The organism is Thermovenabulum gondwanense (assembly GCF_001601575.1).
In the GTDB taxonomy this organism is placed as follows: Bacteria; Bacillota; Thermosediminibacteria; order Thermosediminibacterales; family Thermosediminibacteraceae; genus Thermovenabulum; species Thermovenabulum gondwanense.
In genome coordinates this window covers 32,959-58,096 of record NZ_LOHZ01000020.1, presented here as the reverse complement: position 1 = coordinate 58,096, position 25,138 = coordinate 32,959, and the positions used below count along the sequence as shown (strand labels likewise).

General features: G+C 37.2%; 24 protein-coding genes and 1 other annotated feature. Of the genes, 4 read left to right on the top strand and 20 right to left on the bottom strand.

Annotation, left to right across the window (positions count from 1 at the left end; translation table 11 throughout):
- Window positions 1-30: 30 nt before the first annotated feature.
- The 13 genes from ilvB to ATZ99_RS02345 form a co-directional block, all read right to left on the bottom strand.
- Entirely contained in the window at window positions 31-1,707 is a 1,677-nt protein-coding gene (gene ilvB / locus ATZ99_RS02400; RefSeq protein WP_068747646.1) for a biosynthetic-type acetolactate synthase large subunit, read from the bottom strand.
- 14 nt (window positions 1,708-1,721) lie between these two features.
- A complete protein-coding gene (ilvC, locus tag ATZ99_RS02395; RefSeq protein ID WP_068747645.1) occupies window positions 1,722-2,714 on the bottom strand; it encodes a ketol-acid reductoisomerase in 993 nt (330 codons plus the stop codon).
- Window positions 2,715-2,775: 61 nt separating this feature from the next.
- Window positions 2,776-2,983, bottom strand: a binding site (T-box leader).
- Window positions 2,984-3,126: 143 nt separating this feature from the next.
- On the bottom strand, window positions 3,127-4,875 hold the full coding sequence (gene pyk, locus ATZ99_RS02390; RefSeq protein WP_068747644.1) for a pyruvate kinase: 1,749 nt from the start codon (window positions 4,873-4,875) through the stop codon (window positions 3,127-3,129).
- A 14-nt stretch (window positions 4,876-4,889) separates the two neighbouring features.
- Entirely contained in the window at window positions 4,890-5,849 is a 960-nt protein-coding gene (gene pfkA, locus ATZ99_RS02385; protein ID WP_068747643.1) for a 6-phosphofructokinase, read from the bottom strand.
- Window positions 5,850-5,867: 18 nt separating this feature from the next.
- Window positions 5,868-6,062 carry a hypothetical protein gene (locus tag ATZ99_RS02380; RefSeq protein ID WP_068747642.1) on the bottom strand — a complete coding sequence of 65 codons (195 nt, stop codon included), beginning with the start codon at window positions 6,060-6,062 and terminating at the stop codon, window positions 5,868-5,870.
- Window positions 6,063-6,064: 2 nt separating this feature from the next.
- On the bottom strand, window positions 6,065-9,514 hold the full coding sequence (locus tag ATZ99_RS02375; protein WP_068747641.1) for a DNA polymerase III subunit alpha: 3,450 nt from the start codon (window positions 9,512-9,514) through the stop codon (window positions 6,065-6,067).
- 3 nt (window positions 9,515-9,517) lie between these two features.
- The gene (locus ATZ99_RS12090; RefSeq protein ID WP_245641286.1) at window positions 9,518-9,817 is read right to left on the bottom strand and encodes a PaaI family thioesterase; all 300 of its coding nucleotides are present in this window, start codon (window positions 9,815-9,817) and stop codon (window positions 9,518-9,520) included.
- A 2-nt stretch (window positions 9,818-9,819) separates the two neighbouring features.
- Window positions 9,820-10,815: a DRTGG domain-containing protein gene (locus ATZ99_RS02370; protein ID WP_245641285.1), complete on the bottom strand. Its 996-nt coding sequence runs from the start codon at window positions 10,813-10,815 to the stop codon at window positions 9,820-9,822.
- Window positions 10,816-10,860: 45 nt separating this feature from the next.
- Complete coding sequence (locus ATZ99_RS02365) at window positions 10,861-11,127, bottom strand: HPr family phosphocarrier protein (protein WP_068747640.1); 267 nt, start codon at window positions 11,125-11,127, stop codon at window positions 10,861-10,863.
- A complete protein-coding gene (gene whiA, locus ATZ99_RS02360; RefSeq protein WP_068747639.1) occupies window positions 11,120-12,082 on the bottom strand; it encodes a DNA-binding protein WhiA in 963 nt (320 codons plus the stop codon). Before whiA ends, ATZ99_RS02365 begins: the two co-directional genes overlap by 8 nt.
- A gap of 60 nt (window positions 12,083-12,142) precedes the next feature.
- Entirely contained in the window at window positions 12,143-13,078 is a 936-nt protein-coding gene (locus ATZ99_RS02355; protein WP_068747638.1) for a gluconeogenesis factor YvcK family protein, read from the bottom strand.
- Between the two features lie 6 nt (window positions 13,079-13,084).
- Window positions 13,085-13,963 carry an RNase adapter RapZ gene (rapZ, locus tag ATZ99_RS02350; RefSeq protein WP_245641284.1) on the bottom strand — a complete coding sequence of 293 codons (879 nt, stop codon included), beginning with the start codon at window positions 13,961-13,963 and terminating at the stop codon, window positions 13,085-13,087.
- Between the two features lie 22 nt (window positions 13,964-13,985).
- A complete protein-coding gene (locus tag ATZ99_RS02345) occupies window positions 13,986-14,714 on the bottom strand; it encodes a PHP domain-containing protein (protein ID WP_068747636.1) in 729 nt (242 codons plus the stop codon).
- Window positions 14,715-14,822: 108 nt separating this feature from the next.
- Here ATZ99_RS02345 and ATZ99_RS02340 point away from each other — a divergent pair, with 108 nt between their 5' ends.
- From ATZ99_RS02340 to ATZ99_RS02330, 3 genes are read left to right on the top strand one after another with little or no spacing between them, the layout of a single operon-like run.
- Entirely contained in the window at window positions 14,823-15,560 is a 738-nt protein-coding gene (locus ATZ99_RS02340; protein ID WP_068747635.1) for an HAD family hydrolase, read from the top strand.
- The gene (locus ATZ99_RS02335; RefSeq protein ID WP_068747634.1) at window positions 15,547-15,882 is read left to right on the top strand and encodes a YlbF/YmcA family competence regulator; all 336 of its coding nucleotides are present in this window, start codon (window positions 15,547-15,549) and stop codon (window positions 15,880-15,882) included. Before ATZ99_RS02340 ends, ATZ99_RS02335 begins: the two co-directional genes overlap by 14 nt.
- Before the next feature lie 12 nt (window positions 15,883-15,894).
- Window positions 15,895-17,067, top strand: a complete 1,173-nt coding sequence (locus tag ATZ99_RS02330) for a class I SAM-dependent rRNA methyltransferase (protein WP_068747633.1) — start codon at window positions 15,895-15,897, stop codon at window positions 17,065-17,067.
- Window positions 17,068-17,094: 27 nt separating this feature from the next.
- Here ATZ99_RS02330 and ATZ99_RS02325 read toward each other — a convergent pair whose 3' ends face one another.
- The 3 genes from ATZ99_RS02325 to murB form a co-directional block, all read right to left on the bottom strand.
- A complete protein-coding gene (locus ATZ99_RS02325) occupies window positions 17,095-17,523 on the bottom strand; it encodes a hypothetical protein (protein ID WP_068747632.1) in 429 nt (142 codons plus the stop codon).
- Between the two features lie 112 nt (window positions 17,524-17,635).
- The gene (locus tag ATZ99_RS02320; RefSeq protein WP_157074686.1) at window positions 17,636-18,217 is read right to left on the bottom strand and encodes a hypothetical protein; all 582 of its coding nucleotides are present in this window, start codon (window positions 18,215-18,217) and stop codon (window positions 17,636-17,638) included.
- Between the two features lie 64 nt (window positions 18,218-18,281).
- The gene (murB, locus tag ATZ99_RS02315) at window positions 18,282-19,190 is read right to left on the bottom strand and encodes a UDP-N-acetylmuramate dehydrogenase (RefSeq protein ID WP_157074687.1); all 909 of its coding nucleotides are present in this window, start codon (window positions 19,188-19,190) and stop codon (window positions 18,282-18,284) included.
- Window positions 19,191-19,600: 410 nt separating this feature from the next.
- Between murB and ATZ99_RS02305 the strand changes: the two genes are divergently transcribed.
- On the top strand, window positions 19,601-20,950 hold the full coding sequence (locus ATZ99_RS02305; RefSeq protein WP_068747628.1) for a hypothetical protein: 1,350 nt from the start codon (window positions 19,601-19,603) through the stop codon (window positions 20,948-20,950).
- 4 nt (window positions 20,951-20,954) lie between these two features.
- Here ATZ99_RS02305 and ATZ99_RS02300 read toward each other — a convergent pair whose 3' ends face one another.
- The 4 genes from ATZ99_RS02300 to ATZ99_RS02285 form a co-directional block, all read right to left on the bottom strand.
- A complete protein-coding gene (locus ATZ99_RS02300; RefSeq protein ID WP_068747627.1) occupies window positions 20,955-22,310 on the bottom strand; it encodes an extracellular solute-binding protein in 1,356 nt (451 codons plus the stop codon).
- 76 nt (window positions 22,311-22,386) lie between these two features.
- Window positions 22,387-23,238 (bottom strand): D-amino-acid transaminase, encoded by an 852-nt coding sequence (dat, locus tag ATZ99_RS02295; RefSeq protein WP_068747626.1) that lies wholly within the window; start codon window positions 23,236-23,238, stop codon window positions 22,387-22,389.
- 76 nt (window positions 23,239-23,314) lie between these two features.
- Window positions 23,315-24,061, bottom strand: coding sequence for a phosphatase (locus tag ATZ99_RS02290; protein ID WP_068747625.1), 747 nt, complete (start codon window positions 24,059-24,061; stop codon window positions 23,315-23,317).
- A gap of 14 nt (window positions 24,062-24,075) precedes the next feature.
- Window positions 24,076-25,128 carry a bifunctional phosphoglucose/phosphomannose isomerase gene (locus tag ATZ99_RS02285; protein WP_068747624.1) on the bottom strand — a complete coding sequence of 351 codons (1,053 nt, stop codon included), beginning with the start codon at window positions 25,126-25,128 and terminating at the stop codon, window positions 24,076-24,078.
- Window positions 25,129-25,138: the final 10 nt, after the last annotated feature.

The window sequence follows — 25,138 nt, the reverse complement described above, 5'->3', positions numbered from 1 at the left end:
ATCCCCCTAAAAGATATGTTTGTGCCCTTTTTATACCCCGAGCATATTGTAAATGGGCTCACCTGCAGGAACCATAGGCATAACATTTTCTTCTTTGTCAATCATAGCTTCTATAACGGTAGGTCTACCCGAATCTATTGCTTCTAATATAGCTTTTTCTACTTCGTCTTTTTCTTTTATCCTTATTGCATTGCACCCACAACCCAGAGCAATTTTTACATAATCGGGTTCTTCGGAAAGAATTGAATGGGAATACCGCTTATTGTAAAAAAGTTCCTGCCACTGCCTTACCATTCCCAAGCTCCCGTTGTTAAATATTACAACTACAATAGGAATATTATACCGGGCAGCTGTAATCAGTTCATGGCAGTTCATCTCAAAACTTCCGTCACCGGCGATATTAAATACTATTTTGTCAGGTCTTCCTATTTTTGCTCCAACAGCAGCCGGTAAACCAAATCCCATGGTTCCAAGTCCGCCGGAAGTTATTAAGCTACGGGGTTCCCTGAATTTATAATATTGAGCCGCCCACATTTGATGTTGACCTACTTCCGTAGCAATCAGGGCATCTCCCTTTGTAATTTCCCATATTTTTTCAATAATATACTGAGGTTTTAACCCCTCGTTCTTATAATTAAGTGGATATTTACTTTTTAAGACCTCTATTTCCTGAAGCCAATCCTTCAGATATCTTTTGCTTACCCTGTTTAACAATTTTTTCATAACTTCCTTTAAATCACCTTTAATGGGTAGGTCTGCGCTTTTATTCTTGCCCAGTTCTGCTTGATCTATATCTATATGAATGATTTTTGCATTTTTTGCGAATTCACTGCCTTTCCCAATTACCCTGTCATCAAATCTCGCACCCAGAGCTATTAGTAGATCGCATTTTGAAACAGCGTAATTTGCATAAGCGGTACCATGCATCCCGAGCATTCCCAGGAAGTGTGGATGTTCATGGGGAAAAGACCCCAATCCCATCAGGGTAACTGCTACCGGAGCGGATATTTTCTCCGACAGCTCCAATACTTCCTTCCAGGCCCGAGAGGAAACCACTCCTCCCCCGGCGTAAATTACTGGTCTTTTGGATTCCTCCATCAAGCGCACGGCTTTATCGATTTTTTCTTCGATATCCGACGTAGTTTGATACTTTTTCTGAAAAGAACTGATGAAACCGTTAATTTCTCTGTCCACACATCCCGGATCCACTTCGGATGACATCACATCTTTAGGGAGATCCACGACTACGGGACCAGGCCTTCCTGTTGAAGCTATTATAAAAGCCTCCTTGACCTTTTTAACTATTTTTTCTTTTTCTCTGATAATAAAGCTGTGCTTCGTAATAGGGAGTGTAACGCCCGTTATATCCACTTCCTGAAAGGAATCCCTGCCCAGAAGGGGTAAAGCTACCTGGCCGGTAAATGCCACCACCGGTACAGAATCCATATACGCAGTAGCAATACCCGTCACGAGGTTTGTAGCTCCCGGTCCGGACGTGCTCAGGGCTACGCCTACCTTCCCCGTTGCCCTTGCATAGCCATCGGCGGCGTGGGCAGCCCCTTGTTCATGAACCGTCCTGATATGTTTAATTTTTTTATTTCTGTAAAGTGCATCGTATATGGGAAGGGCAGACCCTCCAGGAAAACCAAAAATTACTTGAACGCCCAGTTCTTCCAGTGTAGAAAGTAACAAATCCGCTCCCGTCATTATTTCACCTCAAATCATTTTTTGAGCCAGGGCATCATATTCCTTAAAACTTCACCTACTTTTTCTATGGGATGTTCTGCTTCTTTTTCCAGTATTGTTTTATAAAAAGGTCTTCCTGTTTTATTTTCCAAAATCCATTTTTTCGCAAATTCGCCGTTTTGTATTTCGTTTAATACCTTTTTCATCTCCTTTCTTACTTCCTCATTTATTATCCTTTTACCAACGGTAATATCGCCGTACTTAGCCGTGTCGCTTACGGAGTAACGCATCCATTTTATTCCGCCTTCGTAGATTAAATCAACGATCAATTTCATTTCATTTAAACATTCAAAATAAGCTATCTCCGGCTGATATCCTGCTTCCACAAGGGTTTCAAATCCAGCCTTAATAAGTTCCGTCAAACCTCCACATAGGACACACTGCTCACCAAAAAGATCGGTTTCGGTCTCTTCTGCAAAAGTTGTCTCAATAACCCCCGCTCTTGTTGCTCCTATTCCCTTGGCGTAAGCTAAGGCTATTTCCTTAGCCTTATTTGTATAGTTATTGTGTACTGCTATTAATGCGGGAACACCATTACCCTGTTGATACATCCTTCTTACAATATGGCCGGGCCCTTTTGGTGCGACCATAAATACATCAACATTTTTGGGTGGTTCTATTTGATAAAAACGTATATTAAACCCATGGGCAAAAGCTAAAGCCTTTCCCTCGGTCAAATGTGGCTTTATGTATTTTTCGTAAATTTCCGGCTGAGTATGATCAGGAGTAAGAATCATAATAACATCCGCTTTTTTTGCTGCATTTTCAACGGTATCCACCTGTAAGCCATCCTCTTTTGCTTTTTCCCAGGATTTGCTCCCCTCATATAATCCAACTACTACCTGTATTCCGCTATCCTTTAGATTCAAAGCGTGGGCATGCCCCTGACTTCCATAACCTATTACCGCTACTGTTTTTTCCTGGAGTAATTTCAAATCCGCGTCATTGTCGTAATATACTTTTGCCATAAAAATCCCCCTTTAATTTTTTTTTCAAAAAATAAACTCCCCTCGTCCCGAGAAAGATCTTCCCAGGGACGAGGGGAGTTTTTTCCCCGTGGTACCACCCTGATTTACCTCAAAAGGCCTCATTTATTTAACGCAGCAGGCGTCTGGTACTACTCACATTCGCACCAGCTGCTCCGGAGTGATAGAAAAACTTTGACCCGTACCGGCTTTCACCTTACCCGGCTCTCTTTGACGGTATCAACTGTCTTCTTCTCCTTCACAGCATTTTAAAATATTAAATTTTTAATTAAATAACCTGAAATTTTATAAAAATACCAGCGATTTTATCGCTGGATATTCTTATAGTTTAAGAAGTATTTTACATCCTCATAAAAGATATGTCAAGGGGGTGTTATAAAAAAATTTTGTTAATTTATTTTACATCCACCCTTCCTCTAAAAATAAGCCCCCTCTGGCTATCTACGGTGATCTCTTCTCCGGTTCTTATCCTTTCCGTTGCCCCTTCAGCTCCAACAACCACAGGAATACCAAACTCGAGGCCCAGTATTGCCGCATGTGAAGTAAGTCCACCTTCTTGTGTAATAACGGCGCTTGCCCTTTTTATTATCGGAGTATAATCCGCATCGGTAGCATCTACAACAAGAATAGCTCCGTCCGGCATTTCCATAGCTTTTTTTAACGTATCCGCCACAAAAGCAATACCGGTAACAAATTTATTTCCTATACCCGTCCCTTTTAAAATTACCTCGCCCACAATATGCACCCTTATCAAATTTGTTGTACCTGTTACATTTACCGGCACACCGGCGGTAATAACCACCAGGTCTCCTTTTTTAATTATACCAGAACTCAATGCACCAGATATAGCCTCTCTGAACATTTCATCGGTAGAAATGACCTCGTTTATTTTTATTGGATAAACACCCCATACGATTTGAAGAGTTTTCAAAACTTTTTCTTTTGGTGTAACTGCTATAATCGGAGCTTGTGGCCTGAATTTAGCCACCATTCTTGCAGTGTAACCCGATTTTGTGGACGTAATTATTGCAGCAGCACAGAGGTCTCTCGCTATGGTGTATGTAGCATGGCTGATAGCATCCGTTACCGTCTTTATTATGCGCTGCCTTCCGGATGTCACCTCATCAACTTTTATTGTTTCTTCAACTTTTTCAGCTATTTTCGCCATCATTCGGGCAGCTTCTACCGGAAAATCTCCCGCTGCTGTTTCTCCGGAAAGCATAATTGCATCCGTACCATCTAAAATAGCATTTGCCACATCGGTGGTTTCCGCTCTGGTAGGCCTGGGATTTCTTATCATAGAGTCAAGCATTTGAGTCGCGGTAATGACAGGTCTTCCTGCTTTATTGCACTTTTCGATGATCTTCTTTTGAACTATTGGCACTTCTTCTACCGGTATTTCAACACCCAAGTCACCCCTTGCAACCATTATAGCATCGGCCACTTTTATGATCTCATCAATATTGTTTACTCCTTCCTGGTTTTCAATTTTTGCAATTATTTGTATATCCTGTCCACCATTTTCCTCCAATATCTTTCTTATTGCGATCACATCCTGAGCCTTTCTGACAAAGGATGCCGCAATAAAATCCACTCCCATTTTAATGCCGAAAATAATGTCTTCCTTATCTTTCTCTGTTACGGAAGGCAGGGGCACGATTTTTCCGGGAAGATTGACACCTTTTTTGCTGCCCAGTTCTCCCTCATTATTAACCGTACAGATAATTTCCTCCCCTTTTATTTCATCCACTAAAAGTTCTATCAAGCCATCGGCTATTAGCACTCTGTCTCCTTTTTTTAAAATTTCACTTATTTGTTTTAAGTCCACGTATACTCCCGTTTCGTCCCCTTCACAGGGATATGTTTTTAAAGAAAACTTCTGTCCTTTTTTCAGGTAAACCTTGCCGTTTTTAAAAGTTCCAATTCTTATTTCGGGCCCTTTAGTATCAAGCATTACCGCCACATTTGCCTTTAATTCTTTTTCTACTTCCCTTATGGCGATTATTCTTTTTTCATGCTCCTCATGGGTACCGTGAGAAAAGTTAAGCCTTGCTACATTCATACCGGCCAAAATTAATTCCCTTAATACATCCTTTCTTTCACTGGATGGTCCAATGGTACAGATTATTTTAGTTTTTCTCATTGCCTTCCTCCCCTTTAAATCGAAAGAATATTTGCAAGCTCGTATAATTCCATGTTAAAGGTTTTTTTCTTTTCCTTTATTTTTTCTAAATCGGTAATGACTATTTCCCCCCTGGAATAACCTACCATCTTTGCAGTTTCACCTTTAATTAATAGTTCTACAGCCTTGGCTCCCATTCGGCTTGCCATAATCCTGTCAAAAGCCGTTGGTGTTCCTCCCCTTTGCACGTGTCCCAGGACAATAATCCTTGTTTCAAGACCGGTAATTTCATGTATCTTTTTCCCCACATCAAAGCTATGCCCTGCACCTTCGGCTAAAATAATGATGCTGTGGAGTTTACCTCTTTTATACCCGTTCATTATCTTCTTGCAGACTTCATTTATATCATAGGGAATTTCCGGTACCAAAATATTCTCCGCTCCACTTGCTACTCCTGCGTAAAGGGCAATGTTACCCGATTCCCTTCCCATCACTTCTACAATAAAGGTTCTTTCATGGGAAGTAGCCGTATCCCTAATTTTGTTTACTGCTTCCACAACGGTGTTTACTGCCGTATCAAAACCAATTGTGTACTCCGTATAGGGAATATCGTTGTCTATTGTTCCCGGCACTCCAATTGCAGCAATCCCTCTTTTAGAAAGCTCATAAGCTCCCCTGAAGGAACCATCCCCACCGATTACGACCAGCCCTTCGATGCCGTAATCTTTAAGATTTTTAATAGCTTTAGCAATTCCTTCTTCGGTTTTAAATTCTTCCGATCGAGCTGTCCTTAAAATGGTACCCCCCCGGTGAATAATATCACCCACAGAACCGAGGTCCATTTTGACAAAATCCGCGTTTATCAGTCCCTGATAACCTTTTTTTATACCGTAAACTTCTACTCCGTTAAATATAGAATGCCTTACCACCGCCCTTATCGCTGCATTCATTCCGGGAGCATCCCCACCGCTTGTAAGCACACCAATTCTTTTCATTACTTTCTCCCCTCTAAATTATAAATTTTTCTCCAAAATTATTTTATGAGCTTCTTCAGCTTCAGCTTCAGGTACAAGAATTTCTATATAACATCCCTTTTTTTTACTTTTTAAAGCTTCTTTGGTTTTAACAAGAAAACCTTCATTTTTCAATATCTCCGCTACTTTATCAGCAGTCTCCTTGCTGGTAGTCATATAAACAACCGTCCACATTTTTAAACCTCCTCTTTTAAATTATTTAGAAAGAGGCATCCCTGAACTCCTTTAATGTTAATTAACTCTTGCAAGGTTTTTTCACTTTCATCTATGAAAAATTCCTTACCCGTTATTATCGCTTTTTTTAATTCATTAATATAAATTGTAACAGGACAATTGCCTGGATGCAAAAGGAAAAAATCTTTAAAAGAATTTATCAGTTTTTCATCTCCCTTATCAATATTTACTATTATTGCGCCGGGTTTTTTTAAGTTAACTGCATTCAACGGTTCAATTTCTTCCGCTATTATCTTTGGAGCTTCTTCTTCCTTTAAATTGACGCGGCCCTTAATAAGTACTTTATTATCCTGAACTAAAAGCTCCCTGTATTTTTCCCATACCAACGGAAATACTATTATTTCCATTGTACCGGTTAGATCTTCAAGATTTAAAAATGCCATCATTCTATTTTCTTTAGTAGATTTAAGTTTTATTCCCGAAATTATTCCACCTACGGTTACGTTAACTCCGTCACTCAAATTATAGTTTTCTAAAATTTCTTTTGCTCTTAAATTGGTGTTTTTTAAAAGAAAATTCTCATATTCTTTGAGAGGGTGCCCGCTGAGGTAAAGACCCAGTACTTCTTTTTCCATTGCAAGAAGCTGGTTTTTATCATATTCGGGTATATCGGGAAGTTCATCCTTTTCATAATCTTCATTTTGCTCTTCCAGCAACTCTAAAAAGGAGACCTGATTTTTATCTACATTCCGTCCGTTTTTCCTTTTTTGTATGTTTTCCAGCACATCCTCGTAAACCGACAATAATTGCGACCTTTTTGCACCAAAAGAATCCATAGCTCCGGCCATTATTAAGCTTTCGATCAATCTTTTATTTAACTCGCCCGAAGATAGTTTTTCGCAAAAATCCGCCAGCGATTTGAATTTACCCTTTTCTTTTCTCATATGAATTATGCTTTTTACAGCATTCTCACCAACATTTTTAACGGCCGAAAGCCCAAAACGAATTTTCCCATTAACTACCGTAAAGCTTTCATAGCTTTCATTTACATCAGGAGGCAGTACATCGATCCCCATTCGCCTGCACTCTAAAATATACTGAGCAACCTTGTCCAAGTTATGCATTACACTGCTTAACAGAGCTGCCATGTATTCCACAGGAAAGTGTGCTTTTAAATAAGCAGTCTGATAGGCAATAAGGGCATAAGCGGCCGCATGGGATTTATTAAATCCGTAACCCGCAAAATATGAAATATCATCGAAAATTTTTTCCGCTACTTCCCTTTCTATTCCATTTTTAAGGCATCCTTCAATGAATGCATTTCTCTGGGCTTGCATAACATCCTGCTGCTTTTTGCCCATAGCTTTTCTCAAAATATCCGCCTGGGCAAGGGTAAAACCCGCCAGTTCTTGAGCTATCTTCATTGCCTGTTCCTGATAGAGTATAATACCGTAGGTTTCTTCCAGAATGGGTTTTAATTTGGGGTGCAGGTATTTCACCTGTTGTTTGCCGTTTTTATTTTTTATAAATTCCTGGGCAGCTCCGCTTCCCAGCGGCCCCGGTCTGTATAAACCGATTACAGCAATTATGTCTTCAAAACGTTCCGGTTTCAACTCTTTTAATAAGGTTCTCATACCTTCGCTTTCTAATTGAAATACACCAAGGGTTTCCCCATTGCTCAAAAGTTCATATACCTTTTTATCATCCAAAGGAAGGGTCTTAAGGTCAATCTCCACTTCTTTTGACTTTTTTATTAAATCTAAGGCATCTCTTATCACCGTTAAAGTTCTTAAGCCCAAAAAATCCATCTTTAAAAGGCCGATCTCTTCTAAATTGCTCATGGTATATTGAGTAGATACGGTGTCTCCCACTTTGTGCAAAGGAACAAGGTCCGTTAATGGCAATGCTGAAATTACTATTCCCGCCGCATGAGTGGAAGCATGCCTGGGAAAGCCTTCTATAGATTTGGCTATATTTAAAAGTTTTTTTATTCTGTCATCCGATTGATATCTAATATTTAGTTCCGGATTCAATTCCAAAGCTTTTTCTACAGTCATCCCCAATTCCATGGGTATCATCTTTGCTATTGCATCAACTTCACCGTAAGGATAACCCAGTACCCTTCCTACATCCCTTACTGCTGCCCTGGCTGCCATTGTCCCAAAAGTACCTATCTGGGCTACCCTATCTTCCCCGTACTTATTTATTACATATTTGATTACCTCTTCTCTTCTCTCAAAACAAAAATCTACATCAATATCCGGCATTGTAACCCTCTCGGGATTTAAAAACCTCTCAAACAGTAAATTATATTTTAACGGATCTATATCGGTAATCCCCAAACAATAAGCTACTAAACTTCCTGCTGCAGAACCCCGTCCGGGCCCTACCATTATTTGATTTCTTCTGGCATAATTTACGTAATCCCACACTATTAAAAAATATGCAGAATAACCCATCTTTTTTATAACTTCAAGTTCATACTTCAAACGCTCTTTTATAGCAGGACTTATCCTTTTATATCGCTTTAATAAACCATCCTGGCAGAGCTTTTCCAGATAGGAATCATGGGTATAACCTTCCGGAACTTTAAAATCCGGTAGATAAATTTTATTAAACTCAATTTCCACATTGCACATTTCCGATATTCTAATAGTATTTTCCAGGGCCTCGGGAACCTGGAAAAACAACCGCCTCATTTCGGTTTCAGTCTTCAGGTAAAATTCATCCGTAGGAAATTTTAACCTGTCCTCATCCTTAATGGTTTTACCGGTTTGTATACATAAAAGAGCATCGTGAATTTCATAATCTTCCTTAGATATATAATGTACGTCATTGGTAGCCACCAGAGGAATGCCTGTTTCTTTGCTAATGTTATACAGTGCCTGATTTACTTTTTTCTGTTCCAGAATTTTGTGATCCTGAAGCTCTAAATAGAAATTCCCGTTCCCAAAAATATCTAAATATTCCAATGCTATTTTTTTTGCCTCATCGTAATCTCCGTCAAGAATTTTAGAAGGTATTTCTCCCGCAAGACATGCACTCAAACCGATAAGCCCCTTAGAATATTTTTTCAATAATTCCTTATCTATCCTGGGTTTATAGTAAAACCCATCAATAAAGGCTATGGAGGTAAGTTTAACCAAATTTTTATAACCCTCATTATCCTTTGCTAATAAAACTAAATGATACTGTTCGTCATCTTTGCCCGGTTCTTTATCATTCAATCGGCGTTTTGCAAGGTATACTTCGCATCCTATAATTGGCTTTAAACCTTCCTTTTTCATAGCCTTGTAAAAATCTATTACTCCGTACATTACTCCGTGGTCTGTAATGGCTGCCGCCATCATTTCTCTTTTTTTAAGTTCTTCAACCAGCTTTTCTATACTGCAGGCTCCATCCAGAAGGCTATAATTGGTATGCAGGTGAAGGTGTACAAATCCCAGAATCATCACCTACCTTATAAGTACTTTTACGGACATTACTCCCTTTGCTATCATTCCGTTCTGATTTTCGACATTTATTTCAACTTTTCCTGCTTTTCTACCAATTTCCATTATCTCTGCTTTAATAATAATATCTTCTTTTAGCTGAACAGGCTTGGAGAAATACACAGTAAAAGTATCGGGAATGGTTTCCAGCCTTTTTACTATTCTAAATGCTTCGAGTCCCGCATTGGCCATTGCAGTCATTAAGGAACCAAAACTCGTCACACCGTATTGATTTAGCATTGCGGGCGTTGTAAATCCTTTCAAAATCACACCTTCGCTAAACTTCTTATAGAAAAAGAGTTTAATATCATTTCATCTATTGTCTCACCAATTTGAGGCTGCATGCTCAAACTTTTCAGTACCTTCATGGTATCCTGTCGAGAAATTACGCCGACCAATTTTTTGTTTTCCACTACCGGAATCAGCTCAATACCTTCCCATACCATCAAATGGACAGCGTATGCAATCGGTGTATCGGGCGATACACATATGGGATTCTTTGTCATCAGGTCCTTTATAGGAACGTCATCAGGGTAACCTATGACATCATTGGTAGTAGCAATTCCAACCAGCTCTCCTTCATCGTTTACAACCGGAAATTTGCTGTGCCTTGTTGCCCTGAGCAACCTCCTCCAGTCCCCTACCTTCGAATTAATATCGAGAAAATATGGGTTACTTACCATTACATCTTTTGTTAAAATTACTTCCTTTTGTTTTAACTTTGTAGAAATTGCCCTATTAATAAGCATAGCTACCGTAAAGGTATCATAGGAAGAAGTAATTATGGGTCTTTCCACTTTATTTGCAAGTTCAATTACTTCAGCATCAGGGTAAAATCCTCCTGTTACCAGAACCGCTGCTTTTCTATTCAGAGCAAGGAGCTGGGCTTCTTTTCTGTTCCCTACTATAAGTAAGTCACAGGGTTCTATATACCTGGCTATGTCTTCGACTTCCATTGCACCTATCAAGAATTTTTTTAACGGTTTTTCCAATCCGGAAAAACCCCCTAAAACTGAACCTTCTACAATATTTACAACTTCCTGAAAGGTAAGTTCCTCTATCCCTTTTTTATTCTCTTTTTCAATTCTAATTGTGCCGATTCGAGGAAGTGTTGTCACAAGTCCTTCCAATTGAGCATCTTTAATAGCTCTGTATGCGGTTCCTTCGCTTACATTCAACTCCTTTGCTAATTTTCTTACCGATATCCTGTTCCCTATTTTCAAATTTTTTATATATTCGATTATCTTTTCGTGTTTAGTCATAACCTTCCCTCTCAATATTAATAAAAGCTACCATAAAGGTAGCTTTTACTCTTCTCCAAATTTAGAATCGATAAGTGCAACGAGTGCTTCGACTGCTTCTTTTTCATCTTCTCCCGATGCGGAAATCTCTATTTTTGTCCCCTGACTTACCGCAAGAGACATTACTCCCATTATACTTTTTGCGTTTACTTTCTTGCCTTCTTTTTCGATAAAAATTTCTGATTTAAACTTACTGGCTGTTTGTACGAACAAAGCAGCCGGCCTTGCATGTAATCCGGTTTTGTTTTTCACTTCTACAGCAATTTTATACATTTATGTTTCCCCCTTCAAATTGTTTAAATTTATCCGCTATCTGCTTTAATCTTTTTAGCCTATGGCTTACCCCCGATTTACTTAATGGTGGGTCCATAATTTGACCCAGTTCCTTTAAACTGAGTTCCGGAAATTTCAATCTCATTTCGGCTATTTCCTGTAAAACCGGAGAAAGTTTGGACAAAATACCTTTCTCCTTTAAAAAAATAATAAACTCTATCTGATTAAAAGACGCATCAATGGTTTTGTTTAAATTGGCTGTTTCGCAATTGACCAACCTGTTTACATTATTTCTCATATCCTTTAATACTCTTTCATTTTCAAATTTTAAGAGGGACTCATTAGCTCCCATCAATCCCAGTAAATCTTTTATATTATCACCGTTTTTTAAATAAACCACATACCTTTCCTTTCGCCTTGTTATTTTTGAAGAAATATTAAACTCCTCCATAAGCTTAGATAAATCATGGGCGATTTTAATGTTGTTTGTGATAAATTCTAAATGATGCGCCCGCTTAGGGTCACTTATCGACCCGCCACCCAAAAAAGCCCCTCTTAAATAAGCTTTTTTGCAGCATCTTTTTTTGAATATTTTAAATTTAATTCCTTCCTCTAAGGTGATCTTGCCGTTTTTCACACTTATTATGCCAATTTTTGATAAAAATTCTTCCATCTTTTTTCCCCGAGAAAAAGCTTTCACCAGATAAAGATTTTTGTTTCTCAATTTTTCTTTTTCGACGGTAATTTCAAACTCTACGGTTTCATATTTTTTCATTAACTGGATAAACCTGCGGGCAACAGCGGCATTTTCAGTATGAACGGTTATAACTATGGAATCTCCTTTAGGAGACATACCAGCGCTCATTCTGATCAAAGCGGATAATTCAGCCAGACCGCAACAATCCTTATCGGTGATTTTTGAAATTTCTTCTTTTAATTCCGATGAAAAAGACAATTTTTTTCACCCTAACTTTTTTTATTCTACATAAAATTATTCCGTTTGTAAATAAGCAGACTAAGAAAATAACTTCATAATTTCCTTAGCTAATTTTTCTGAATCATGCCTTATTACATCATTTATTGAGAGCACTTCTGTTTTTATTATTTTATAGCCCATTTCTAATATTCGCTCTTCATCTACGACTACAGGCACCGACCCTTCTTCTTTGTACTTTTGTAATAATCTTTCGGGTATTTTTTCCACATTAACGAGCACATACTCTATAATCTTTTCTCCCGCATGCTCAACTATCGCTTTAACATGGTCAAAGGCAGTATAATTGTCAGTTTCTCCCGGCTGAGTCATAATGTTAACCACAAAGATTTTTTTTGCGGAAGAACTTTCGATGGCCTCCCTGATACCGCGAATCAAAAGGTTGGGTATTATACTTGTATAAAGACTTCCCGGACCCAATATAATTGCATCCGCTTTTTCAATGGCTTCCAGGGCTTCATTTAAAGGTTTTGCATCTTCCGGAATCAACTTGACTTTATTAATTTTTCTTTTTATTCTTGGTATTAACGACTCCCCAATGGCTACACTTCCATCATCGTATTCAGCCATCAATACTATATCCTCAAGAGTAGATGGCATTACCTGTCCGCTTACTGCAAGAACCTTACTCGACTCCTTTATGGCAAGTTCAAAGTCTCCCAAAACTTCTGTCATGGCTGCTAAAAAAAGATTGCCAAAACTATGCCCCTTTAAAAAACCACTATCAAATCTATATTGAAAAAGCTTTTCCATTAAAGGCTCGGTATTCGCAAGAGCCAGAAGGCAATTTCTGATATCCCCTGGAGGAGGCATCTTCAATTCATCCCTTAAACGTCCGGAACTACCTCCATCATCAGCAACGGTGACAATGGCGGTTATATCCTTTGTATAGTATTTTATTCCCCTTAGCAAAGAAGGCAATCCGGTACCTCCACCGATCGCTACTACTTTTAACACCGGATATTACCCCCTTGTTTCTTTTTCATCTCTGTGTTCTATATTTATATAATAACCCCTTTCTTTTAACAACCTCGCCAGCTCATTGGCTACAGCTATTGACCTGTGTCTTCCTCCGGTACATCCTATAGCCACCACTAATTGAGATTTGCCTTCTTTAATATAGTAAGGAATTAAAAACTCTATCAAGTCCTGAACTTTCTTAAGAAATACCTTCGTCTCCTCAAAATTAAAAATATAATTTTTTACTTTTTCGTCACTACCCGAAAGGGGCCTCAGGTCATCATCATAAAATGGATTTGGTAAAAATCTTACATCAAAGACTAAATCTGCATCAAGAGGAAGTCCTTGTTTAAATCCAAAGGAAACGATATTTATCAATAACCCTGTATCGCTTTTATCCCTCTGCAAAAATCTTTTTTCTATTTCTTCTTTAAGCTGGGCAGGAGTCTTGAAGGAAGTGTCAATAATAAAATCCGATTTTGCCTTTAAAAGCGCTAATTTCCTTCTTTCTAAATTAATCCCTTCAACTATTCTTTTATCCGGTGCGAGCGGATGTTTTCGCCTGCTCTCTTTATACCTTTTAATCAAAACCTCATCGGAGGCATCTAAAAAAATAATTTTATAGGCATAACCCATATCTTCTAAAGATTTTAGGCTATCAAAAAGGTTATCGAAAAAATCCCCTCCCCGGATATCGATTACAAGAGCAACTTTTTCGAGCTTTTTTCTGCTCTGGCTGCATAACTCCGCAAACTTGGGTATAAGCTGGGGAGGTAAATTGTCAATACAAAAAAAGCCGTTATCTTCAAATACCCTCAAAGCAAGGGTTCTTCCCGCCCCCGAAAGTCCGGTAATTATTACAAAATTAAAATCTTTTTCCACAAATCCCCCTCCAAACCTAAAGCTATAGAGCATTAATAATATCTGTTTTTGTCAATCCTGCTTCTTTCGCAAGTTTTATTGCCCTTGAAAGCTCTCCCACCCTTTCGGGCTCATGGGCATCGCTGCCCAGTGCAAACTTAACTCCCTGTCTTTTTGCTATCCTTATATACTCAACCGTCGTATGGTCATGCCCCGCATTAATCTCCAAAGCGGTGCCTTTTTCCGCCGCCTTTTTGGCAAGAATTCCTGTATCGATTGGCATATGAAGCCCGGGATGAGTTATTATGTCTATTTTATATCTCTCCATAGCATTAATTAAAGCCTGAGTATTTTGTTTCATTACTTTTTGAAGGTAAGTATTTATTGTTTTTACTAAATAATTCTCTATTAAAATATGATAAGTATCTTTAATACTCTTACCCCAGATTTGCGGATGAAGCCCTACCATTACATAATCCATTTGTTCTAAAATTTCTTCCGGAATATCCAGGTCCCCTTCTAAGCTAATGACATTCGCTTCACATCCAAAAAGTATATCGATTTCTTTAAATTCTTTTTTAAGTTGTTCAATTTCCTTCTTTATCCTTTCAAAATCTTTAAGATTGGTGCCAACTCCTATATTGTTGGGTCCGTGTTCGGATATTCCTACTGCCTTCAACCCCTTTTTTAAAGCCGAATATACATTTTCTTTAACGGTCCCCTTGCCGTGGCTATATTTGGTATGGGTGTGAAAATCTGCAAACAATTTCATCGACTTACCCTCCTTGTAATAGTATAATATATTGTAGGATTAAAATCTATTTTTATTATTTCAAATATTAATATCTTATTTGTGTGTAAACTTCAGGAGGGGTAAAAATTGATAGATACGCTGCTATTTGATCTGGATGGCACCCTTCTTCCCTTAGATACCGATGAATTTATAAATTCCTACTTAAAATTAATCGCAACGAAGATGAGTAAATTTTTCGACCCTCAACAATTCATCGCACACTTGCTTGATTCCACCATGGCCATGGTGAATAATCTGGATTCCTCAAAAACCAATAAAGAAGTTTTCTGGGAAGCTTTTTTCAGCAAAGATATAAACATCGAAAAAGAAATACTACAGTTTGAATTTGATGAATTCTACGATAAAGATTTTCCATCTCTTAAAAAAGTTTTGAAACCCCATCCCTTTTCCAGTAAAATTCTTAAAACTGCATTCTTGATGAATTATGATGTCGTAATTGCAACAAATCCCATTTTCCCATTAAATGCAATAAGACAGAGGTTGAGATGGATAAATGCTGAAAACTTTCCTTACAGGCTTATAACTTCTTACGAGATCATGCATTTTACAAAACCTCATATTCAATATTATGAAGAGATTTTATCCATAATAAAGAAATCTCCAGAAAATTGTCTGATGATTGGAAATGATGTAGAAGAAGACCTTATTGTGAGAAAGCTGGGAGTAAAAACTTTTCTATTAAAGGATTATATGATAAATAGAAACAACAAAAAGATAATTTCCGATTATTCCGGTTCTTTCAATGACCTTTTAAATCTGATATTAACTTTAAGGAAAAGGGGGACCGGTGTTGAACGTCTATGATAAAGCTCATGAACTTGCCAGAGCGCTTTTAGAAAGCGAGGAATATATAGAATTTAAAAAAGCAAAAGAAGAGCTTGAAAAAGATAAAAAGGCTTTAGAGATGCTTAAGGACCTAAGGGCAAAAGAGATAGAGGTGCAGACCCTCGCTTTGTCGGGTAAAACCTTTGCCGAAGAAGAACAAAAGTTAAATAACCTGTATGAAATAATCAAATACCATTCGGGTATAAAAAGATATTTAGAAGCTGAAAATAAATTAATGGTATTGATCTTTGATATCCAAAAGATAATATTCAACTCATTGGACGTACAACTTGGCGAGTAACGGAGGAATATAATGGCTAAGGTAATTTTAAAAGGTAAAAAGAACGAAAGAATAGAAAAGGGCCATCCTTGGGTTTACAGTACCGAAATATTAAACATCAAGGGAAATTATAAGCCCGGGGACATAGTAGAAGTGTACTTAGAAAACGGTAAATTTTTAGGAAAGGGTTATATCAACCCTAAATCCCAGATTACCGTTAGATTTCTCACAAAAAATAAGGACGAAGATATTGATAGGGAATTTTTTAAAAATAGAATAATAAAGGCATTAAATTACAGAAAACAATTAAATTACGGCGAAAGTTACAGATTAATTTATGCCGAAGCCGATTTTCTTCCTGCACTTATTGTGGATAAATTTAATAATACTCTCGTGATTCAAACTCTATCCCTTGGAATGGAAAAATACAAAAATATTATCGTTGATATTCTCGTAGAACTTCTTAGCCCAAAATGTATATATGAACGAAATGACGCTCCTGTAAGGGAACTCGAAGGGCTTGAACTAAAAAAAGGTGTATTATACGGAGAGTTACCAGAGAAAATCATAATTGAAGAAAACGATATTCAGTATTATGTGGATGTAGTAGAAGGACAAAAGACAGGCTTTTTCTTTGACCAAAGGGAAAATCGAAAAGCAATAGAGCCTTTTGTAAAAGGAAGAGAAATCTTAGAATGTTTCTGTTATACGGGCTCCTTTGCGCTTAACGCTGCAAAATACGGTGCCAATAACATTCTGGCCTATGATTATTCCGATGACGCAATTTCCTTAGCAAGAGAAAACGCAAAATTAAACGGAATGCAGGATATTATAAAATTTGAAGTAGGCAATGCCTTTGATATTTTAAGGAAATTCTACAATGATAAAAAGAAGTTCGATGTTGTTATCCTCGATCCCCCTGCATTTGTCAAGAACAAAAAAGCATTGGAGGGTGCCCTTCGAGGTTATAAAGAAATTAACTTGAGGGGAATGAAGCTTTTAAAACCGGGAGGTTTTTTAATTACCTCTTCCTGTTCCCATCACGTCAATGATGAGCTTTTTTTTAATATTCTCATGTCTGCCGCATACGATGCAAAGGTTACCGTGAGAATAATCGAAAAAAGATCTCAAGCAAAGGATCATCCGGTACTGGCAGCGTCTGAAGAGACAAGCTACTTAAAATTTTACATTTTGGAGATATATTAAAAAAGGGGGGATTTCCCCCTTAATTCTTTAGCTTAATTGTTGGTTTTGCTGCTGGAGTTGTTGCTGGGCCTGTTGCTGGGCTTGCTGCTGAGCCTTCTGCTGATTCTGAAGGGCCTGATTAAACTGCTGGTTTAATTGAGAAAGCTGTTTGTTAAATTGATCTAAGAGCTGATTCATCTGATAAAATATCTGATTGGCCTCTATGCTCTGCTGAGCCTGAGTTAATGCATTTATTGCCTGTTGTATTGCTTGGCTTACCTGATTATCCGTAAGCTGCTGCTGGGATTGGGCCTGAGCTTTCAATTGATTCAAAAGCTGCTGAAACTGATTGGAAGCTACTCCTTGCTGGGCTGTTGCCTGATACGTGGTCTGATAAGGAGTTGCTATTTCCTGCGAGGTTTCAGCCTCCTTTTTTTTGTCTTCCAAATAATCGGCCAAGCTTTTCTTTTGAGTCATTCGCTACATCCCCCTTCATTTAATAACTTCCTTTATTAATTTACCCTGATTCCCTATTCAATATATTATTTAATTGCTGTAAATACTGTATTTAAGAAGGGGGTTAACCTCGTTATTGAATATTATCCAAAGTGTTGGTAATTTCATTTAACACTTTGTTTTCGGCAATATTCTGTCTAATTTTATTTAACGTATCTATCGCAGTCTGAATGGATTGATTTACCGCCAAAACGGGATTTGGAGAAACCATGGAAAATTCAGAGGAATTAACCTGCTCCAATCCAGTTTTTACTTTATTTTCCATTTCTCTGTAAGTAAGCATTTGTTTATTCAGGTTTTCCACAATGTTTTGAACAGAATTTGAAAAATCCCTGTTCAGGTTTTCCAATTGTTTTTCTATTTCACTGAGCTCGTTTATAATATCCATTCTCCTTTTGGATACCTGTTCCTGCTGTAGCTTTTGGTTTGATCCTGCAAGAAGCTTGGCAAGGGTTCCGTTATTTTGAGAGATTTCTAATTCTAATTGTTTCAAATTATTTTCCGTGTTAGAGATGGCACGTCTTAATTTGTCATGCAAATCTTTTAAAACACCGGTAAACTGGTTATAATTATCCTGCAAAAGGTTAATACAACTGGTAAAATTTCCATTCGCTGTTATCAAATCCCTGGATAAATCGCGATAATCGTACAACATATTCACCTCCTGTAATAATAGTGTAGCCCGTACCGCTCAGTTTACTTCATCCTTATTTTGTAAATTATTTTTCACCCAAAATTTTTACCTCCGGTTCCAACCAGATCTGGAATTTTTCGTAAACTTTTTTCTGCACGTACTCTATTAGCCTTTCCACATCACAGGCTGTGGCATTACCTAAATTCACAATAAAGCCCGCATGAAGCTCGGAAACCGCAGCATCCCCGATTCTCGTTCCCTTTAAACCCGCTTTTTCAATTAATGTTCCGGCAAAATGACCTTTGGGCCTTTTAAACGTGCTCCCCGCACTCGGTAAATTAAGAGGCTGCTTTTCCTTTCTTCTCGCCGAATATTCTTCCATTTTTGACTTGATTTCATCGTAATTTCCTTTTTCCAATTTAATTAAAGCTTCCAGAATAATAAGGTTTTTTTCCTGGAAAACGCTCCATCGGTAGTCAAATTCTAATTCCTCTTTAATCAAATCCCTGATATTCCCTTCAAAGTCCATTACCGTTACCTTTTCTATTATTTTTGAAAATTCCCCGTCATAAGCACCTGCATTCATAGCTATCGCACCGCCCAGGGTCCCGGGAATACCCGAAGCGAACTCCAATCCTTTTAGGTGATTTTCAAGGGCGGTTTTGGAAAGTACGGTCACCAGCGTCCCGCTTTTTGCTTTTATGAAATTATCCTTTACTTCTATATCGTTGAAATTTTGTGAAATTTTTAAAACAATACCTCTAATTCCCTTATCCCTTATTAAAAGATTTGATCCATTGCCAATTACGTACAAAGGAATATCATGCTTTCTGCAAAATATTACCACATTTCGGATTTCCGAAACCTCAGTCGGCAATAGGAGTATATCCGCGGGACCGCCTATTCGAAAGGAGGTGTGCAATTTCATCGGTTCATTTAGCCTAATTTTATCTTCAGGTATTATTTTTTTTATTTCATTAACAACTGTTGATATCTGCATAAAACCTTTCCTTTCAAATACATTTTCTTTATTTTACATCGCTATTATACACCTTCCGGACCTCTTTTAAAATATTTGAAATAAGACTTATTAAATCCCTTTCCCTCAATTCCCATGTATTACAAAAAATATATAATTCTTCTAAATAAATAATGACAATTACCGGCTCACAAAATACAGAAGATATAAAGGGATAATGGTAGTTAGTTAATAAAAATTTAATCTCACAAATCACCAATAATTGTCCATTATAATTTTTTTTCATTAAAATAATATAATCTTTTTTTTGTCGAATGTCCAATTAATTAAAACCTCCTGTAAAAAATATTAATCCTTGGAAGGTATAAAGTCTTTCTTTGTCGAATATTGTATCCTGTGTAAAAATTTTTCAGGTGGTGAATATATTGTTAAAAAATAAATCACCGATACTTATTTTCTCCATTATCAGTTTTATTATTATATCAAGCACCAATTTTTCAAAAGCACAAGTTAATGAGAGTATCGACATTGGAGGTTACACTATTGTTCAAACGGATGGTCAAAATATAATTTCGTCTTTCACTATCCCTGAAGGGACAATTATATCCAAATATGGTTTTTTAATCATATCCAATAATGTCACTAAATCTTCTTTTGAAAGTCAGTACTATCCGATACCTGCTAATTCTTTTTTTATAAACTCTTCAGGGAAATTCCCCGAAATCTTATCTACAGTAGATGGAAAGTTTTTAAGCGGTCAATTTATACTTTACGACAGTAGTGGAAATAAATTAGATGAATCCATATATACATCCATTTCCAAAATCTTTTTAAGAATTGACCCTTTATCTCAGGGTTCAACAGCTGGTGCATGGGAAGTAAAAGACTACACTAATAAATTACAATTATGGAACTCAATTCAAAAAAAGTATTCAGGTAAAGTAGTGCTCAGTCACATCGTTTTACCATATTTCCCTAATATTTACAAAAAATTCTCTTTTGTTGCTCTGTACTTTGACAAAAACAACCCCCCGAGCATCTTAAATATTTCATCGGAAGGAGAAATAACAAAGGGAAGCACGTTCAATATAAGGGTATCAGCCCACGATGAGGACGTTAATGATTTTATCAATGCAGAATTAAAATATAAATATATGGATTCAGAAGAGGAATTTACTAATTCCCTTGTGATGGACGGAGAGGATTTTTTTATTTCCTTTTATCCTGAAAAAAGCATGCTTTGGAGAGTAATAATCAGTGATGGCAAGGAGGAGGTTTCATCCGGAGAAAATATTTTAATAGTTAAAGAAAATGAAAATCCACAAGATCCTGAGGAGGAAAATAATTCATTAGAAGAAACCCCGAATAATGAAAATACCGAAACTAATTCGGAAAATCTATCAAACACTGACGAAGGTAATTTTGGCGAAAATAATACTGCAAATAACGATCCGGCTAACCAAACTAAGGATGATAATTCAAATATAAATAACAATAATAATAGTGACAATAATAATATCAATAATAATATCAATAATAATATCAATAATAATATCGATAATAATATTCCCGTTAATTCTTCTATAAATATTACCTACATTGAAAAACCCAGAAATTGCAATAAATACGTCATGGATTCTTTTAACCCTACTCCTGATGAAATTGCCTATATAAAAAAGGTTTTGGACCAATTCTCTTATGATGTAGAAGGTAAAAAAGTGTTAAATCATTACAGATTTTTCTTTAATCACTTTTGGGATAATTTTTTTAAATGATCGCTCACTCTGAAGTTACAATCCCTGAAATATTTTTTCCCATATCCTGAAGGGCTTTTTCGGGGGTTTTTTTACCTTTCAGGCATAAAAGCAGCTCTGTATTTATAATATTTTCAATTTCCTGCCAGTTTCGTACCTTTGGCAAAAATTCTGCAGAGGTCAATAATTCTTTGCTTTTTTTATAAAATTGATTTTCCGAAACCGCTTTCTCCTGTACACTTTTAATCGCAGGTAATACACCGTATTTTAATAAATTTTCCTGTTCCTTCTCCGATGTTATAAATTTTAAAAACTCTCCACATAATTTCTTTTTTCTTTCATCATTTTGTTTTAAAATTGCATACCCGGAAGCTACGGCAAAAGAATGAGCCTGACTTTCCCCACCCGGATAGGGTAGCAACTCAAAATCAAATCCGGAACCCTCATTTTTTTTCTTTTCAAGAAGTGGTATTGCCCAGCTGCTCATAAAGATCATGGCTACCTTTTTTTTCTCGATAAAATTTCCCCATAGCCGGTTTTCATTCCTGTCTCCAGCTTCTGGAGGAAAGATTACATTTTTTTGAAAGGCTTCACTTAATTTCTTCAATGCCGATAATCCTTCCTTAGAATTTAATACGAAATTTCCCTCATTATCAAAGAATCTTGCTCCGTCCATCGTCAATAGTCCCCAAAAACCATAGTTGCCGGGCTTTAATACGTAATCAAATCCATAGTAATCAACTTTTTTATCCCTGTTTTTATCCCATGTTAGCTTAATTGCCGTATCCATAAATTTTTGGAAAGTCCAGTCACCTTTAGGTGGGAAAGATAATTTCCTTTCTTCAAAAAGATCTTTATTTATAAACATCCCGTAGGTAGCCAAAAACCATGGAAAACCGTAAAGTCGCCCGTTTACTTTAAGCGCTTCTAAAGCCCTCTCGTCGTACTTTCCCAGTTCTTCTTTTGTGAAGAATTCGTCTACTGGCTCTACATAACCACTGAGTATTAAATCATAATCACCCGCTACAGGAGCAATATCGGGATTTATCCCTGCCTGGCATGCCGCTTTTATCTCAAACATACCATATTCCCATTTTAATTTTTTTAAATATATATATACTCCCGGATGTGCTTTCTCAAATTCCTTTATCTTTTTTTCAATCCATCCGAATCTGCTGTTGTTTTCCGATTCCCATCGTGGAAAATCCCATAAGGTTATCACAATCTCTTGTTTTTTATCTTCCTTTTGTTTTAGCAAATCATTGCTGTTAACATTTCCCCCACAACTTACTAAAATAGAAAAGATAAAAATAATTATTAGGAAAAGAGAAATTTTTTTCACTATCAATCTATTAAAAAATAGGGTAAAAGGTCCTTTCATAATATTACCTCCCAAAAGTAAGACCTTCCACCCTATTTATTATATTAATGAAATTATGTTTATATGATTAAATTTTTTAGCAGTCTACGGTTTCCGTTAATTTTCTGAAATCTTCAATCAATTTCATTGTTATTTTCCCCGGTACTCCATCCCCGATAATTTTTCCATCCACCTTAACGATGGGCATAACCTCTGTCATAGTTCCCGTCAGGAAAACCTCATCTGCTGCAAAGAGCTTTTCCTTCGAAAAGGGCTCTTCCCGCAGTTCAAAATTATTATTCTTTATAAGCTCCAGAACCGCAAAGCGGGTAATACCGTGTAGAATCAGATTATTTGCGGGATGTGTGAATATTGTTCCGTCCTTTACTATAAATACATTGCTGCTGGAGGCTTCGGTAATAATATCTCCTCTATGGAAAATAGCCTCATATGCACCCGCACGCTTAGCTTTTTCCTTCGCAATGCAGTTGGCTAGTAATTGTACTGTTTTAATATTACATCTAGTCCATCTTTCATCTGGAACGGTAATGGCCTCAACACCATTTTCGTAAAATTCCTGAGGCTGAGGTTTAGCTTCCCTTACTATTATCAGCCAGGTACATTTTACATTGGAAGGAAAAGCATGCTGTCTCGGTGCCGTTCCCCTTGTTACCTGCACATATACCGATGCATCCTTAAATCCGCTTTCTTTTACCGCTTTTTTTATCGTTTCCAACAGAGTATCCGGTCCGAAATCCAATTCAAGATAAATCTGTTCAGCCCCTTTTTTAAGTCTTTCCATGTGTTTTCCTAAGTAAAAAAACTTTCCATCGTACACCCTGATAACCTCATAAAGACCATCGCCAAAAAGGAATCCCCTGTCTTCCACATGTATTTTGGCATTTTCGTAATCTACTTTTTCACCGTTTAAGTAAATTAAAGTATCCATAAATTATGCCTCCTTAATTTTATTATAATTTTCTTTATACCGCAGGCAATTTATTACCCGCGGCTAATATACCTAATTAATATTCCTGATACTTTTTAATAAAAGAAAAATCCCTGCCTTTATCTTTTAAATAATCGATTAACCTCAGGTAACTCACATTGAGTATATTTTCCTCTTTAATCCCAGCTACCTCCACAATCTTTAAGGCCTTTTCAAAGTTCCCCACGTCAAAACATATATGTGCATCGCTTCCTATCGCAATTCTTGCTCCTACTTCCCTTGCTTTCTTTGCTATTTGCAAGCAATTTTCTTCGCTACCCCTTCTGCTGACGGTAAAAGAGCTGTTATTTATTTCTATGGCTACATCGTACTTTGCAGCGGCTTCTACAAATTTTTCTATATCTATCTGGAACTCCGGATTCCCCGGATGAACGATAATATCTACATAGGGATTTTTAATTGCATTAATAATAGCTCTGGTATTTTCTTCTAAAGTACCTCCCGGGTAACAAAAAGTATGAAATCCTGCAAGAACTATATCCAGTTCTTTTAAATATCTTTCCGGCAAATCCAGTCTTCCATCACAATCTAAAATATTAGCTTCAACTCCCCTCAGGATAATTACCCCTTCAATCACTCTTGGAAGCACCTTTAAATTCCCAAAATGATATATATGGGGGCCTCCCGGGAGAGAGGGGCCGTGGTCGGTAATGGCTATCAATTTTAAACCCCTCTCCTTAGCAGCTTTTGCATTTTCTAATATTGTGCTGTACGCATGACCGCTGGCTACCGTATGACAATGGGTATCAGCTTCCAATTTCAATTTTTTCACTCCTTTTAACCCATCCGCTGTTTTAAAGTGTTTATAAAATTAATCTCAGAAGGATCTTTTTCATTTAATAGAGCGAGATAATAACTTACAAAATCCCCAAGCATTATATGGTAAAAAATCCTTTCTAAAGTATTTTCTCCCCGGGGCCATATCTCTTCAATACATGTGATTTTGTCCTGGATTAGATCCCTTGTAATTTTAATTCTTTTATCAATTCTTTCATGTTCTTCAGGCATTCGCAAAATAACTGCAACAAAATTTTTCAGCAAATTCCCTTCGGCTTCATATCCCATTATTTCATTATGATTGAGCTCCGGAAAAACATTGTAGAATGCTGGATGTTTGGAATTCTCGTTTAACTGCCCTTTCCACCTCATAGCTACAGCCTCGGTTATTCCCTGGGATCCGTAAATCAAAGGTATTTTCCCGTATATCCTCCCGGCTAACATCTTTGCCTTGTTTTGTCCCCCTGGAACCTCTTTTGCAAAATCTTCTCTAAGCTTTTTCAAAAACTTTTGCAGAGATTGTATTCTTTCAACGACATCTAAAAAAGAATTTATTTTAGCTAATATTAAATATATGGGAACGAAAGAATATCCTATCGCCGCTCTTGGAGGAAGCCCGGAGGGTATGATAAGTACAGGCACTTTATCTTTCAAAGCTTTTTCTTTAAGCTTCCCCCCCGTGGTAATTGCTATCATAGACGCCTGCCGGTTTTTCGCATCTTCATAACAGCTCAGGGTTTCTTCAGTGTTTCCCGAGTAACTTGATGCTATCACAAGGGATTCATTGTTAACAAACCCCGGAAGTTTATAACCCCTATTTACGAGGACCGGAACTTTTAATTCGAATTCCAGAATCGATTTCGCAAGTTCTCCACCAATAGCAGAACCACCCATGCCCGCGATCACTACATGTTTTATGTTTTTCATTGAAATACCGTTTAAAAATTTATAGGATATATCAAAAGCTTCTTCAATTTGTTCAGGTAATCCGTAAATTAGACTGTACATTTTATAAATATCGTATTTATCTGCTAATAATTCATAATCCTGCATAAACCCTCCC

Coding starts and splice junctions, on each gene's coding strand:
- pfkA (WP_068747643.1), bottom strand. CDS start 5,849: ATGAAAAGAATTGGTGTGCTTACAAGCGGTGGGGATGCTCCCGGAATG.
- dat (WP_068747626.1), bottom strand. CDS start 23,238: ATGGATACTTTAATTTACTTAAACGGTGAAAAAGTAGATTACGAAAAT.
- ATZ99_RS02365 (WP_068747640.1), bottom strand. CDS start 11,127: ATGTATAAAATTGCTGTAGAAGTGAAAAACAAAACCGGATTACATGCA.
- ilvB (WP_068747646.1), bottom strand. CDS start 1,707: ATGACGGGAGCGGATTTGTTACTTTCTACACTGGAAGAACTGGGCGTT.
- ATZ99_RS02370 (WP_245641285.1), bottom strand. CDS start 10,815: ATGACTAAACACGAAAAGATAATCGAATATATAAAAAATTTGAAAATA.
- ATZ99_RS02375 (WP_068747641.1), bottom strand. CDS start 9,514: ATGATTCTGGGATTTGTACACCTTCACCTGCATACCAATTATAGCCTT.
- ATZ99_RS02325 (WP_068747632.1), bottom strand. CDS start 17,523: ATGACTCAAAAGAAAAGCTTGGCCGATTATTTGGAAGACAAAAAAAAG.
- ilvC (WP_068747645.1), bottom strand. CDS start 2,714: ATGGCAAAAGTATATTACGACAATGACGCGGATTTGAAATTACTCCAG.
- ATZ99_RS02300 (WP_068747627.1), bottom strand. CDS start 22,310: ATGAAAGGACCTTTTACCCTATTTTTTAATAGATTGATAGTGAAAAAA.
- pyk (WP_068747644.1), bottom strand. CDS start 4,875: ATGAGAAAAACTAAAATAATCTGTACCATTGGACCATCCAGTGAAAGA.
- ATZ99_RS02330 (WP_068747633.1), top strand. CDS start 15,895: ATGGCTAAGGTAATTTTAAAAGGTAAAAAGAACGAAAGAATAGAAAAG.
- ATZ99_RS02380 (WP_068747642.1), bottom strand. CDS start 6,062: ATGTGGACGGTTGTTTATATGACTACCAGCAAGGAGACTGCTGATAAA.
- ATZ99_RS02345 (WP_068747636.1), bottom strand. CDS start 14,714: ATGAAATTGTTTGCAGATTTTCACACCCATACCAAATATAGCCACGGC.
- ATZ99_RS02285 (WP_068747624.1), bottom strand. CDS start 25,128: ATGCAGGATTATGAATTATTAGCAGATAAATACGATATTTATAAAATG.
- ATZ99_RS02320 (WP_157074686.1), bottom strand. CDS start 18,217: ATGTTGTACGATTATCGCGATTTATCCAGGGATTTGATAACAGCGAAT.